9 protein-coding genes and 1 pseudogene are annotated in these 13,592 nt (G+C 63.6%); 6 read left to right on the top strand and 4 right to left on the bottom strand.

All coding sequences use genetic code 11. The annotated features are described in order from the left end of the window. Positions 1-6: 6 nt before the first annotated feature. On the bottom strand, positions 7-1,263 hold the full coding sequence (locus EO174_RS09975) for a type II secretion system F family protein (protein ID WP_126944201.1): 1,257 nt from the start codon (positions 1,261-1,263) through the stop codon (positions 7-9). Positions 1,264-1,618: 355 nt separating this feature from the next. Here EO174_RS09975 and EO174_RS09970 point away from each other — a divergent pair, with 355 nt between their 5' ends. Together EO174_RS09970 and pilB are read left to right on the top strand one after the other, a co-directional pair. Continuing rightward, the gene (locus tag EO174_RS09970; RefSeq protein WP_126944198.1) at positions 1,619-2,050 is read left to right on the top strand and encodes a pilin; all 432 of its coding nucleotides are present in this window, start codon (positions 1,619-1,621) and stop codon (positions 2,048-2,050) included. Between the two features lie 252 nt (positions 2,051-2,302). Beyond that, positions 2,303-4,039: a type IV-A pilus assembly ATPase PilB gene (pilB, locus tag EO174_RS09965; protein WP_126944195.1), complete on the top strand. Its 1,737-nt coding sequence runs from the start codon at positions 2,303-2,305 to the stop codon at positions 4,037-4,039. 296 nt (positions 4,040-4,335) lie between these two features. On the opposite strand, the gene EO174_RS09960 is transcribed toward pilB, so the two are convergent. Both EO174_RS09960 and EO174_RS09955 read right to left on the bottom strand, forming a co-directional pair. Continuing rightward, positions 4,336-5,730, bottom strand: a complete 1,395-nt coding sequence (locus EO174_RS09960; protein ID WP_164739181.1) for a sigma-54 dependent transcriptional regulator — start codon at positions 5,728-5,730, stop codon at positions 4,336-4,338. A gap of 192 nt (positions 5,731-5,922) precedes the next feature. Then, positions 5,923-7,536: a HAMP domain-containing sensor histidine kinase gene (locus EO174_RS09955; protein ID WP_104544483.1), complete on the bottom strand. Its 1,614-nt coding sequence runs from the start codon at positions 7,534-7,536 to the stop codon at positions 5,923-5,925. 231 nt (positions 7,537-7,767) lie between these two features. Between EO174_RS09955 and sucC the strand changes: the two genes are divergently transcribed. The 4 genes and pseudogenes from sucC to EO174_RS09935 all read left to right on the top strand — a co-directional run bounded on the left by sucC (position 7,768) and on the right by EO174_RS09935 (position 12,297). Further along, complete coding sequence (gene sucC / locus EO174_RS09950) at positions 7,768-8,937, top strand: ADP-forming succinate--CoA ligase subunit beta (RefSeq protein WP_016901264.1); 1,170 nt, start codon at positions 7,768-7,770, stop codon at positions 8,935-8,937. A 24-nt stretch (positions 8,938-8,961) separates the two neighbouring features. Further along, positions 8,962-9,837, top strand: a complete 876-nt coding sequence (gene sucD, locus EO174_RS09945; protein ID WP_047124757.1) for a succinate--CoA ligase subunit alpha — start codon at positions 8,962-8,964, stop codon at positions 9,835-9,837. A 426-nt stretch (positions 9,838-10,263) separates the two neighbouring features. Beyond that, a pseudogene (locus EO174_RS23060) lies at positions 10,264-10,623 on the top strand (DUF559 domain-containing protein); the annotation flags it as partial. Positions 10,624-10,656: 33 nt separating this feature from the next. Beyond that, positions 10,657-12,297 (top strand): NAD+ synthase, encoded by a 1,641-nt coding sequence (locus EO174_RS09935; protein ID WP_206515064.1) that lies wholly within the window; start codon positions 10,657-10,659, stop codon positions 12,295-12,297. A gap of 9 nt (positions 12,298-12,306) precedes the next feature. Here the strand turns inward: EO174_RS09935 and EO174_RS09930 are convergent, their stop codons facing one another. Further along, positions 12,307-13,293 carry a hypothetical protein gene (locus EO174_RS09930; protein WP_126944186.1) on the bottom strand — a complete coding sequence of 329 codons (987 nt, stop codon included), beginning with the start codon at positions 13,291-13,293 and terminating at the stop codon, positions 12,307-12,309. Positions 13,294-13,592: the final 299 nt, after the last annotated feature.

The following is a 13,592-nucleotide window of genomic DNA, read 5'->3' as shown; positions in this document are numbered from 1 at the left end:
TACGTTTTATCCAACTACAGTGGCTAGCTTGAAAATAGGCAGGTACATGCCGATGACCATGCCGCCGACAACGGTACCAATGAATATCATGATGAGTGGTTCGATCAAGCTACTGAGGGCGTCGACCGCGTTATTGACCTCCTGCTCGAAGTACTCGGCGACCTTAAACAACATGGCGTCAAGTGCACCTGCCTCTTCGCCGATGGCAGTCATCTGCACCACCATGTGCGGGAACAGGTTGACCTGCTTCATCGCGACGTTGACTGGGTAGCCTACCGATACATCGTCTCGCATGCGCAGCACAGCTTTCTCGTAGACTGAGTTACCCGTGGCGCCAGCAACAATGCTCAGTGCCTCGACCAGCGGCACGCCAGCCTTGAATGTCACGGCTGTGGTGCGGGAAAAGCGGGCGATCGAGCTGTTGTGCATTATCTTGCCAATAATCGGCATCTTGAGCACTAGACGGTCCATGCCGTGTTGCATTGATGGGGAGCGCTTGTACGCATAGATGAAGCCAACCACTGCGCCGACTACGATAAACAAGATCAACCACCACCAAGACACCATGAACCTTGATGCATTGACGATCATCTGAGTGAACGCAGGAAGTTCCGCACCGAAGCCTTTGAAAACGTCTTCAAATTGCGGCACGACAAAGATCAGCAGAATTGAGCTGACCAAAAGCGCTACCGCGACCACCGTTGCGGGATAGAACAGGGCCTTCTTGATCTTTCCCTTTAATGCTTCCAAGTTTTCTTTATAGGTAGCCACGGTGTCCAGCACCGTTTCAAGGACGCCCGCGCCTTCGCCAGCCTTGACCAGGTTTCGATACAGTTCGTCGAACTGCACCGGGTGCCTGCTGATTGCCTCGTGCAGCGATGAGCCACCTTCGATATCGCTACGAATCTGTCCAACCATGCTACGCATGCGCGGGTTTTTGTGGCCGCTGCCAATAATCTCCAGCGCACCGACGATCGGCACACCGGACTTCATCATTGTTGCCATTTGCCGGCTGAAGAACGAAATGTCCTTTGAGGTCACCTTCTGACCAGCAGAGCCGAAAAGCGGCTTGGGCTTCACCTTGACAACGGTCGGCGTAATGCCTTGGCGTCGCAATTCTGCGCGTAGCAAATTTGCATTCTTGGCCGCTTGCTCGCCTTTCATCTTGACGCCGCGCTTGTCTGTTCCCTCCCAGACAAACGGACTCATCTGATCTACCTGTGCGGTCGGCTTGTTTTTGATGGCACTACGTACTGCTGACATGTGAGACCCCCATTCACCATCCCCAGGTGAATACCCTTGAATGGTAACTCGTTCCGGGGGGCACGGCATCTGCTTCCTGCGTCCCTCAGTGTCCCCCCGGGGGGGCGTTAGGGTCTGACGTTTCGCGTCACCTAGTGACCGTTGGGGGCGGGTAGGGGAGTCTGTCGCAGTTCCGCATCGTGGCTCCCCAAGGCACGTGCAACATGCTGCATCATCCACTGCAGGGGGGAAATTGGGGTGATTGCCGAATACTTGGCATGCATCCTGCTTATACAACCCTGCACGTGGCATCCGCTACGCGGCGCCCAAAGGGAGTGGCCCGTGGGCGAACACTCAACAACTCTAGGGGACATCCATGAAGAAGCAACAAGGTTTTACGCTGATCGAACTGATGATCGTGATTGCGATCATCGCCATCCTGGCTGCAATTGCACTGCCGGCTTACCAGGATTACACTGCGAAGTCGCAGGTAGCTGCAGGTTTGGCAGAGATCACGCCTGCCAAGGTCAATATTGAGACCAAAGTGGCAGATGGCATCGCTACTGCACTTTCCACGCCTGCGGACGTGGGTTTGCAAGCTAGTTCTGACCGCTGCTCTTATGCTGTTAGCGTAGCAACGACGGGTCTTTCTACCGTCACTTGCACCCTGAAGGGCAATGCCCAAGTTGCAGGGCAAACCATCACTTGGAGCCGCGCAGCTGATACCACGGCTGGTGTTGTAGGCGCTTGGACTTGCGCCACAAACGTTGCTCAGAAGCTGAAGCCCAAGACCTGCGGCGGAACCTAATAAGTAGCTTTGAATAAGGCAGAGAAAATTCACTCAACCGATCTGATGTTTTTTCGCTGCTCTTTGTGACGGGCCCGCATATTTTGCGGGCCCGTTTGTTTTTAATGCGACAGCATTGTTACCTTGCTGAAGTGATAGTTGGACATCTGGCGTAGTAGTTAAGCCTAATGATTACTGCAATCCACTGTGCTGATCCGTTGCACTCAGTGACAATGGAGTACTTTTAGTCTGCTGTTCCCTGGAACTTATTTCATGAACATAGCTGCCACTGTCAATCTAGTCGGGATCACCGGAATCGCTCGTCGTCTGGTTCAGGACGGTGTACTGGACGAAGGTATCGCACGAGCAGCGATGGATCAGGCCGCATCGGCCAAGGTCCCGTTACCGCAATGGTTCGCCGAAAAGAAGCTTGTAACAGCCGCGCAGCTCGCGGCCGCCAATGCGGTTGAGTTCGGTATGCCGCTGATGGACGTGTCGGTGTTCGACGCCAATCAGAACGCGGTCAAGCTGGTCAGTGAGGAGTTGCTCCAGAAGTATCAGGTGCTGCCGCTGTTCAAGCGCGGCAACCGGTTGTTCGTGGGGGTGAGCAACCCGACCCAGACTCGGGCGCTGGACGACATCAAGTTCCATACCAACCTGGTGGTCGAGCCGATCCTGGTCGACGAGGACCAGATCCGTCGTACCTTGGAGCAATGGCAAGCCAGCAATGCGGCGCTTGGCTCGTCGCTCGGTGACGACGATGAGGGGATGGGCGACCTGGACGTGTCGGCCGGGGACGAGGACATGGGCGCCGGCGGGGATGCTGGGGTCGATGCCAAGGGCGACGACACGCCGGTGGTGAAGTTCGTCAACAAGGTGCTGGTGGATGCGATCCGGCGGGGAGCCTCCGACATCCATTTCGAGCCCTATGAAGACGACTACCGGGTGCGGCTGCGGATCGACGGGCTGCTGAAGAACGTGGCCAAGGCACCGGTAAAGCTGAACCAGCGCATCGCGGCGCGTCTGAAGGTGATGTCGCAGCTGGATATCGCCGAAAAGCGGGTGCCGCAGGACGGGCGCATCAAGCTCAACCTGTCCAAGACCAAGCAGATCGACTTCCGCGTGAGCACCTTGCCGACCCTGTTCGGCGAAAAGGTGGTGCTGCGTATCCTGGACGGCAGCGCGGCCAAGCTGGGCATCGAGAAGCTGGGCTACGAGGCGGACCAGCAGAAGCTGTTCCTGGAGGCGATCCACAAGCCGTACGGCATGGTGCTGGTGACCGGGCCGACCGGTTCGGGCAAGACGGTGTCGCTGTATACGGCGTTGGGCATCCTCAACGACGAGACGCGCAACATTTCCACCGCCGAGGATCCGGTCGAAATCCGCCTGCCTGGCGTCAACCAGGTGCAGCAGAACAACAAGCGCGGCATGACGTTCGCGGCGGCGTTGCGCTCGTTTCTGCGCCAGGATCCGGACATCATCATGGTCGGCGAAATCCGCGACCTGGAAACGGCCGAGATCGCGATCAAGGCCGCGCAGACCGGTCACATGGTGCTGTCCACGCTGCACACCAATGATGCGCCGCAGACCATCGCGCGTTTGATGAACATGGGTATTGCGCCCTACAACATCACCTCATCGGTGACGTTGGTGATTGCGCAGCGTCTGGCGCGGCGCCTGTGCAACAACTGCAAGCGCAAATCGACCTTGCCCGAGCATGCGTTGCTGGCGGAAGGGTTCACTGCAGAGCAGCTCGCTGCCGGTATCGAACTGTATGAGGCGGTCGGTTGCGACGAGTGCACCGAAGGCTACAAGGGCCGTACCGGTATCTACCAGGTGATGCCGATGACCGACGAGATTGGCGCGATCGTGCTGGAAGGCGGCAACGCGATGCAGATCGCCGAGGCCGCGCAGAAGATCGGCATCCGCGACCTGCGCCAGTCTGCGCTGGTCAAGGCCGCGCACGGGGTGACCAGCCTGGCCGAGATCAATCGCGTAACCAAGGACTGAGGGCCGGGAATCGGGAATCGGGATTGGGGAATCGGAGAAGCTGGTTACAGCGGTAATCCTTTTCCCCCAAGCTTTTGCTCGACGGTTTTGAGACTGGGCAAAGTTGCGAAGGCCAAAAAAACGGCGCTTCCTCGTAAGAGGAGCGCCGTTTTTTATTGTGAGAACAGCATCAGGCCATGAATGCCGTCTTCAGTGCTCAAGAAGACATAGAGGTCAGAACGAAGCATTCAGGACGAGCGAACGCAGCGAACTCGCTTTTACGATTCCCCAATCCCGATTCCCCATTCCCGGCCCTTCTACTCCATCCCCAACTTCTTCAACTTGTACCGCAAGGCCCGAAACGTGATGCCCAGCTGCGCGGCGGTCTTGGTCTTGTTCCAGCGGTTTTCTTCCAGCGCTTTCTGGATCGCGGCGCGTTCCAGTTGCTCGATGTAGGAGGGCAGGGCGGCCGAGGCGGGGTCGATGTCGACCACGGCTTCGCGCGGTTCGACGGCGGCGCTGCCGGGGGTGGCGGCCAGGCGGTGGCCGCCGTGGGCGGGCAGGCGCAGGTCGGTGGCGCTGATCTGGTCGTCTTCGGCCAGGGCCAGGGCGCGTTCCAGGATGTTTTCCAGCTCGCGGACATTGCCCGGGAAGCCGTACTGGTCCAGCGCATCGAGCGCGGATTGGGTCAGCAGCGGAATCGGCCGGCCATGGCTGTGCGCCAGGCGGGCGATGATCGCCGCGGCCAGCTGCGGCAGGTCGCCGCCGCGTTCGCGCAGCGGCGGCACGCGCAGTTCGATCACGTTGATGCGGTAGTACAGGTCGTGGCGGAAACGGCCGTCCGAGACCAGGTCGCCCAGGTTCTTGTGCGTGGCCGATAGGATGCGCACGTCCACCAGCGACTCGCTGGAGGCGCCGACCGGGCGCACCGATTTTTCCTGGATCGCGCGCAGCAGCTTGACCTGCATCTGCAGCGGCAGTTCGGCCACTTCGTCCAGGAACAGCGTGCCGCCATGCGCGGCCTGGAACAGGCCGGGCTTGTCGGCATGCGCGCCGGTGAAGCTGCCCTTCTTGTGGCCGAAGAACTCGCTTTCCATCAGTTCGGCGGGGATGGCGCCGCAGTTGACCGGCACGAACGGGCCGGCCGCGCGGGCGCCCTGTTCGTGGATGGTGCGGGCGACCAGCTCCTTGCCCACGCCCGATTCGCCGACGATGTAGACCGGCGCCTGGCTACGCGCCACCTTGCCGATGGTGGCGCGCAGGCTTTCCATCGCACTGGAATCGCCGAGCAGGCGGCTGGCCTGTTCCGGCGGCGGCGCCGGCGGAGCGGGGCGATCGCGGTTATTCAATTCCAGCGCGTGCTTGACCAGGCCGCGCAGCACGCTGATGTCCACCGGCTTGCTGACGAAGTCGAAGGCACCGGCCTTCAAGGCCTCCACCGCCAGGTCCATGCTGCCGAACGCGGTGATCATCGCCACCGGGGTCTGCGGATAGTGCTTGGCGATTTCGGTGACCAGTTCGATGCCGTTGCCGTCGGGCAAGCGCATGTCGGTCAGGCACAGGTCGTAGGGATTGTTGGCCAGCAACTCGCGCGCTTCGGCCAGGTTGGCGGCGGTGCTGATGCGCAGGCCCATCCGGCCCAGGGTGAGAACAAGCAGTTCGCGAATGTCACGCTCGTCATCGACAACCAGGGCACTTTTCGGTTCGTTCATGTGGCGCACGATAGCCCAGGGCGATGACAGTCGACAATTGCCGGCCGAGTGCGGGCCCAACGATTCACATGATCAAACAACGGGCGCGGCGGGACGCACGAAGCGTAGCGGCTGGCCGCAGATACACGAACGCAGCGCCGTTGCAGGCAGATGCGCCATGGGCATGCTGCAGGCGTGACGCAACGATCCCGCTCATTTCCCGAGCAGGCTGTTGGGCCCCTGCAACAGGATCCGGAAGCAGGCGCCGCCGCCCGGCACCGACACATAGTCCAGTTGCGCCTGGTTGGCGCGGCACAGCTCCTGGGCGATGTACAGGCCGAGCCCGGTACCGTGCTCGGAGGTGGTGTAGAACGGGCGGAACAGTTGTGCGGCCACCGTCTCCGGGATGCCGGGGCCGCGGTCGATGACATCGATCACCGCCATGCGTTCCAGGCGTTCGACGCGCAGCTTCACCCGCGCCGGCTCGTCCATCACCCGGCCGTACTTGAGCGCGTTGTGGACCAGCGCGGTCAGGATCTGGTGCAGGTGCTTGGGGTCGACCAGGGCATGCACGGACGCGCCTTGAATGCTCGCTTCCAGGATGTCGGTTTCCATCGACAGGGTCTGCCGGTACTCGATCACGAAGCGGCGCACGAACGCGGCCAGGTCCAGGTTGTCCGGGTTGGCGCGTTCGCGCCGGGCCAGCGCAAGCACGCTTTCGACGATGCCGTTGGTGCGCTGGCATTGCTGGTGGATGATTTGCAGCAGGCGGCGGTCGGCATCGCCGATGTCCGGGGATTCTTCCAGCAATTGCGAGGCGTAGCTGATCGCTGCCAGCGGGTTGCGGATCTCATGCGCCAGGCTGGCCGAAAAGCGTCCCATCGCCGACAGGGTGAGCGATTCGGCGCGCCGCGACACCACGCTGGCATCGTCCAGGAACACCAGCACCAGGTCGCTGTCGGCGAGCAGGCGCACGAAGCGCGGCTGAACTTCCGGGCGGTCGGCGCCCAGTTGTAGCGGGGCTTCCTCCTGGCGCCAGCCGCTGCGCCAGCGCTGCAGGCGGCGCGCCAGCTCCGGGGTAAGCGCGGCCAGCGACAGGTCGACCGGGGCGTTGCGCTGGTCGCCATCGCCGAGCAGCGCCAGCGCCGCCTCGTTGGCCAGGGTGATGCGGTTGTGCGTATCGACCACCAGCACGCCGGTGCGCATGCGGCGGATGATCAGCTCGTTGATCTCGTAGAGATTGGCGACCTGCGCACCGCGCTCCTCGGCCAGCACCTGGTTGCGGCGCGCCCGCGAGGCGATCTGTTCGCAGATGAAGGCCACTGCGACATAGCTGGTGGCGAACATCGCCAGTTCGGCGATCGGGCGGGTGGCGCCGCCGCCTTCCAGCACGGTCCACAGGTACTCCAGCACGGTGGCGGCGCTGGCGAGCACGGCAATGCTCATGCCATAGCGCAGGCGCAGCAGGATCGAGGCGGCGGCGACATTGAACAGCAGCATCATCGCGATGCCGGCGCTGGCGCCAGGCAGCGCATGCGTGGCAAGGGTCGCGGCGAGGATGTCGGCGATCACCGCGCACAGCACGGTGGCGGTCAGGCGGCGCTCGTTGCGTCCCCGAAACAGCAGCGGGATGGCCATCGCCAGGTAGCCGATCGCCACACCGGCCGCCAGGCGCGGGTAGCGGGGCTCGGGGATCGCGTCGGACAGGGGGCTGAACACCAGTGCGGCGATCAGCCCGGCCACCAGCACCCGGTACAGCGAAAAGAAGTACAGCTCGCGCTGTGGCGCGGACTGGATCCGGTCGATAAGCGATGGGCTGGATGGCAAACCGATTCCCCGCGGGCGCAAGCGGCGAGTATAGGCAGGTGCGCGGCCCACGCAGCGCTTGCGCACAGTGCCGGGCTGGACGCAAGCGCCGCCAGCGGCGGGGCACTCGGGCCGACTTTTGCGCCGCACGGCGTGGTCGGCCACAATAGGCGGCCCGTTCGCGTCTCTTGACGTGCCGCCCACGCGGTCTGCGTTGCACGCAGCGGTCGTTTCCTTTTCCCACGGTGACGCATGAATTTCCACGAATACCAGTCAAAACAGCTGCTTGCCGAGTACGGCATCCCCGTTCCGGCCGGCAAGGTCGCGGCGACCCCGGACGAAGCGGTTGAAGTCGCCAATTCCCTGGGCAAGGGCCCCTGGATGGTGAAGGCGCAGATCCACGCGGGCGGTCGCGGTAAGGCTGGCGGCGTCAAGTTCTGCAAGACCACCGACGACGTGAAGGCCGCAGCGGCCAAGATGCTCGGCACCAAGATGTCCACCTACCAGACCGCCGGCGTCGAGCTGCCGATCAACCTGGTGCTGGTGACCACCGCCGGCGAGATCGTCAAGGAGCTGTACCTGTCGATCCTGGTCGACCGCGGCACCAAGACCATCACCTACATCGCCTCCAGCGAGGGTGGCGTGGAGATCGAGCAGGTCGCCGCCGAGACGCCGGAGCTGATCCACTCGCTCAATGTCGATTTCGTCGAAGGCGTGCAGGGCTACCACGGCCGCGATTTCGGCTTCAAGCTCGGCCTGACCGCCAAGCAGGCCGGCCAGTTCGCCAGCATCATGGTGAACCTGTATCGCCTGTTCAACGAAAAGGACCTGGCGCTGGTTGAAATCAACCCGCTGGCCATCCTGGACGATGGCAACCTGTACGCGCTGGACGGCAAGTTCGACAGCGACGACAACGCCGCGTTCCGTCAGAAGCAGCTGGTCGCCATGCGCGACAAGACGCAGGAAGACGAGACCGAAGTGACTGCGTCGGAGCTGGACATCAACTACGTCACCATGGACGGCAACATCGGTTGCATGGTCAACGGCGCCGGCCTGGCCATGGCCACCATGGACGTGATCAAGCTCAACGGCGGCGAGCCGGCGAACTTCCTGGACGTGGGCGGCGGCGCCAACAAGCAGCGCGTCATCGAGGCATTCAAGCTGATCCTGTCCTCGGACAAGGTCGAAGGCATCTTCGTCAACATCTTCGGCGGCATCGTCCGCTGCGACATGATTGCCGAGGGCATCATCGCGGCGGTCAAGGAAGTGGGCGTCAAGGTTCCGGTCGTGGTGCGCCTGGAAGGCACCAACGTGGAAGAAGGCAAGCAGCTGCTGCGCGACAGCGGCATGGCCATCATCCCGGCCGACAACATCAACGACGGTGCCAAGAAGGTCGTCGAAGCTGTCAAGAACGCCGCCTGATTCACGACACCGAAGGAACTATCCATGTCCGTTTTGATTAACAAGAACACCAAGGTGATCGTGCAGGGCTTCACCGGCCAGCAGGGCACCTTCCACGCCACTCAGATGATCGAGTACGGCACCCAGGTCGTCGGCGGCGTGACGCCGGGCAAGGGCGGCACCACGCATATCGACCTGCCGGTGTTCAACACCGTGGCCGATGCCGTCAAGGCCACCGGCGCAGACGCGTCGGTGATCTACGTGCCGCCGCCGTACGCGGCCGATGCGATCCTGGAAGCGGCTGCGGCCGGCATCAAGGTCATCGTCTGCATCACCGAAGGCATCCCGGTGCTGGACATGCTGCGCGTCAAGAACGTGCTGACCCGCTCGCATCCGGACACCGTGCTGATCGGGCCGAACTGCCCCGGCGTGATCACCCCAGGCGAGTGCAAGATCGGCATCATGCCGGGCCACATCCACAAGCCGGGCAAGATCGGCATCGTGTCGCGTTCGGGCACGCTGACCTATGAAGCGGTCAAGCAGACCACCGAAGTGGGCCTGGGCCAGAGCACCTGCATCGGTATCGGTGGCGACCCGATCAACGGCCTGAACTTCGTCGACTGCCTCAAGCTGTTCAACGAAGACCCGCAGACCGAAGGCATCATCATGGTTGGCGAAATCGGTGGCGACGCCGAGGAAGCTGGCGCCGAATACATCAAGCAGTTCGTGAAGAAGCCGGTCGTCGGCTTCATCGCCGGTGCCTCGGCGCCGGCCGGCAAGCGCATGGGCCACGCCGGTGCGATCGCATCGGGCGGCAAGGGCACTGCCGAAGGCAAGTTCGCGGCGATGGAAGCCGCTGGCGTCAAGACCGTCCGTTCGCCGGGCGATCTGGGTGCGGCGATTGCTGCGCTGGTGAAGTAAGCACGCCGCGCGCGCAAGCGTGTGAGCGTCAGAGAGGCCGCCTTCGGGCGGCCTTTTTTGTGGGCGTTTGGAACATCCCCTCATCCGCCCTTCGGGCACCTTCTCCCGCAGGCGGGAGAAGGGAGCAACAGCAAGAACGACAACAAGAGCAGGAGCAAGAGCAGGAGCAAGAGCAAAAGCCCGGTCATGTTCTCAAGCACGCCAGGTTTGTCGTTCTCCGGCAAATCGACGGAGCACACCGAGGTCAGGCAACTGCCGCTGCCCAAGCCCCCGCCGGCAGCGACATCCCCTCTCCCGCCTGCGGGAGAGGGGTAGGGGTGAGGGCGCTTCCCGCGCGGCGATCTCCCACGCCAAAGTGCCATCGACACCGATGGCGCCACCCGGGCGGCACCAGTCACCGTGGCCATCCTCCTGCCGAGAATGTCGATGCGCCACGCCGCCAAGACCGGATTCGCCAAGCGCCTGCGTCGTGAGATGACCGCCGCCGAGCGCGCGCTTTGGTATCGGTTGCGAGATCGGCGTCTGCTCGGCTTCAAATTCCGGCGTCAGGTCCCCATCGGGCCCTACATCGTCGATTTCGTCTGCCTCGCCCGGGCGTTGATCGTCGAAATCGACGGTAGCCAGCACCTGCTGCCGGGTGCGGATGCCACGCGCGATGCTTTCCTGCGCCGCGAGGGCTTCCAGGTGCTGCGCTTCTGGAATAATGCGGTGCTGGCGAGTGGCGACGACGTCTGCGAGATGATCGCGCGAGGTCTGCTTGCGGCTCGTTCTCCCTTTCCGCTTCCGTGCTTCGGAAAACACACGCACAAGGCCGTTGACATGTCCCAGACGCTCCGCATTGCCATGGCGCAGTTCGACTTTCCGGTCGGTGCCGTGGCGCGCAATACCGATCGCATCATCGACTTCATCGCGGCAGCGCGCGATGAGTTCGATGCGGACATCGTGCTGTTTCCCGAGCTGGCGATCAGCGGTTACCCGCCGGAAGATCTGCTGCTGCGGCCCGGTTTTCTGGCCCATTGCGAGGAAGCGCTGGCGCGCATCGCCGCCAGCACGCGCGGGGTCGTGGCGGTGGTCGGCTGGCCGCAGAGTGCCGGCAGCGTGGTCTACAACGCCGCCAGCGTGTTGCGCGACGGGCGCATCGAAGCGACGTACCGCAAGCGAGAGCTGCCCAATTACGCGGTATTCGACGAGCGCCGCTATTTCGACGTGGACCCGGATGGCGATAACTGCGTGGTCACGGTCAAGGGCGTGCAGGTGGGCTTGGTGATCTGCGAGGACCTGTGGTTTGTCGAGCCGTTGGCCAGGACCGTGCAGGCCGGCGCCGAGCTGGTGCTGGTGCCCAACGCCTCGCCCTACGAGCGCGGCAAACATGCGCAGCGCGATGCCTTGCTGGCCGAGCGCACCCGTGAGAGCGGGGCGGCGATTGCCTATCTCAACGTGGTCGGCGGGCAGGATGCGCTGGTGTTCGACGGTGCCTCGGTGGTGGCCGATGGCGACGGCACCGTGCATCCGGCCGCCGCCGCGTTCGTCGATCAGTGGCTGGTGGTGGACTACGCCGCCGGCGAGCGCAGCTTCACCCCGGTGGTGTGGGTGGACGACGGCGACGAAAGCATGGATGCGCTGGCTTGGCGCGCCGTGGTGCGCGGGCTGCAGGACTACTGCCGCAAGAACGGTTTCAGCAAGGTGTGGCTGGGCCTGTCCGGCGGCATCGATTCGGCGCTGGTGCTGGCGATGGCGGTCGACGCGCTGGGCGGCGACAACGTCACCGCGGTGCGGCTGCCGTCGCGCTACACGGCCAATCTGTCCAACGACCTGGCCGACGAGCAATGCCGCGCGCTGGGCGTCAAGCTGGAAACCATCGCGATCGAGCCGGCGTTTGAAGGCCTGCTCGCCGCGCTGGGGCCGATGTTCGAAGGCACCCAGCCGGACATCACCGAAGAGAACCTGCAGTCGCGCAGCCGCGGGGTGATCCTGATGGCGCTGTCCAACAAGTTCGGCGGGCTGTTGCTGACCACCGGCAACAAGAGCGAATACGCGGTGGGGTACGCCACCATCTACGGCGACATGTGCGGCGGCTACGCCCCGCTCAAGGACCTGTACAAGACCGAAGTGTTCGGCCTGGCCAAGTGGCGCAATACCGTGGGCGGGGCGCCGGTGATTCCGCCGGCAGTGATTTCGCGCCCGCCCTCGGCCGAGTTGCGCGACAACCAGACTGACCAGGATTCGCTGCCGCCCTACGATGTGCTGGACGGGATCCTGTATCGCTACGTCGACCAGGAACAGTCGCGCGACGACATCGTCGCGGCTGGCTACGCCGCCGATACGGTGGAACACGTGCTGCGGCTGGTGCGGCTCAACGAATGGAAGCGCCACCAGGCCGCGCCCGGGCCGAAGGTGTCGCGGCGCGCGTTCGGTCGCGAGCGGCGTTACCCGATCACCAATGGGTATTCTGGCCAGTAGCCCGATTGGCTATTGCGGTCGGTCGTCCGGCGCATTGGCCACCGCTGCGGCGGCCGGCGCCTGGGCGAAGCGGGTGAGCAGGTCCAGGGTCGGCTTGGGCCGCGTCAGGTCGTACATCAGGCCGAAATGGCCTTCGGCGCCCTCGATGCTGGTCTGGTCCAGCAATTCGTAGACGTTCACCTCGGACACCACGTCGGCGTAGTTGTCGCGCACGTTGCGCAGCAGCTGCGCCAGGCTGTCGTAGCAGCCGCGGTCGCCTTCCGCACCGCCGGTGGTGTTGCCGGTGTAGATCTCCGCACAGTTCAGCTCGTTGAAGAACACCGGCGTCTTGTAGGTCTGCGCGGCGGTGCGCAGCTGGCCCAGATACAACGTGCTCCAGTAGCCGGCGTCCTGGTGGAAGGCGTAGTAGTGGAAGCTGATGTGGTCGAAGTTGAAGCCGGCCGCCTTGGCCTTGGCCAGGAACCACAGCGAGCCATTGCGGTCACCCGGGCAGCGTGCGTTGGCGCTGCGGTCGTCGCTGTTGCAGGCGGTGATGTTGATGGTGAAGCGCAGGCCGGCGCCCAGTTCGTTGGAGGCCTGGCGCATGCCCAGGTACATCGTGGTCATCGCCGCGATGCGGGCATCGGCCTCGGCGCGCACCAGATCCTGTTCATTGCCGATCTCCCAGACCTTGATGTCGGCCGCATAGCGACGCGCCAGCTGGTAACCGATCTCGCGCGACATCGGGTACACCATTGGGCGTAGCGTGATGCCGTACTTGCGCGCCAGCGGGACAAGCGCATCCAGCGTGGCGTAATCGCGCGGGTCCACATCGAAGCGGTAGCTGCGCAGATTGCGCGCGGCCAGCAGCTTGAAGCGGGCCTCGGCCTGGGCGATCGGGTAGGCGGAGCGGCTGTCGTGGGCGTTGACGCCGTAGACGATGGGAGCCGCGCTGGCGGTGGTGGTCATTGCCGCCAGCAGCAGGCCAAGCATGAACGGGATGATGCAGCGGGTCATGCGGCCTCCTGGCGGGCGTCAGCGGGAGTGATCTTCCCGAGGCCGAGTATAGGCAGCGCGCAGGCGCGGTTCGGTGACCTGGTGCCAGGTCTGGCGAGGTGAACGCAACTGCCGCAGGCAAGCGCGCTCGGCGGCGCAAGGACGCGTGGTGTGCAAGCGTGCACGTCCGTAGTGCGGGAAAGATCGATCTGTCGCTCGATCGGGCGTGGCCGTCGTCAGGCACGGCAGGCGCCTGCGACACTCAGCCGCGCCGCTGCCACCGGCATTGCGGCAGCGGCATTGCCGCAATAAAAAAGGGG

Origin of the sequence: Xanthomonas sp. BRIP62418 (genome assembly GCF_003993495.1) — a bacterium.
GTDB classification, from domain to species: domain Bacteria; phylum Pseudomonadota; class Gammaproteobacteria; order Xanthomonadales; family Xanthomonadaceae; genus Xanthomonas; species Xanthomonas euroxanthea.
The sequence above is the reverse complement of the archived record's forward strand: the minus strand, read 5'-3'. Positions and strand labels throughout refer to the sequence as shown.

Coding starts and splice junctions, on each gene's coding strand:
- EO174_RS09975 (WP_126944201.1), bottom strand. CDS start 1,263: ATGTCAGCAGTACGTAGTGCCATCAAAAACAAGCCGACCGCACAGGTA.
- EO174_RS09970 (WP_126944198.1), top strand. CDS start 1,619: ATGAAGAAGCAACAAGGTTTTACGCTGATCGAACTGATGATCGTGATT.
- pilB (WP_126944195.1), top strand. CDS start 2,303: ATGAACATAGCTGCCACTGTCAATCTAGTCGGGATCACCGGAATCGCT.
- EO174_RS09960 (WP_164739181.1), bottom strand. CDS start 5,730: ATGAACGAACCGAAAAGTGCCCTGGTTGTCGATGACGAGCGTGACATT.
- sucC (WP_016901264.1), top strand. CDS start 7,768: ATGAATTTCCACGAATACCAGTCAAAACAGCTGCTTGCCGAGTACGGC.
- sucD (WP_047124757.1), top strand. CDS start 8,962: ATGTCCGTTTTGATTAACAAGAACACCAAGGTGATCGTGCAGGGCTTC.
- EO174_RS09935 (WP_206515064.1), top strand. CDS start 10,657: ATGTCCCAGACGCTCCGCATTGCCATGGCGCAGTTCGACTTTCCGGTC.
- EO174_RS09930 (WP_126944186.1), bottom strand. CDS start 13,293: ATGACCCGCTGCATCATCCCGTTCATGCTTGGCCTGCTGCTGGCGGCA.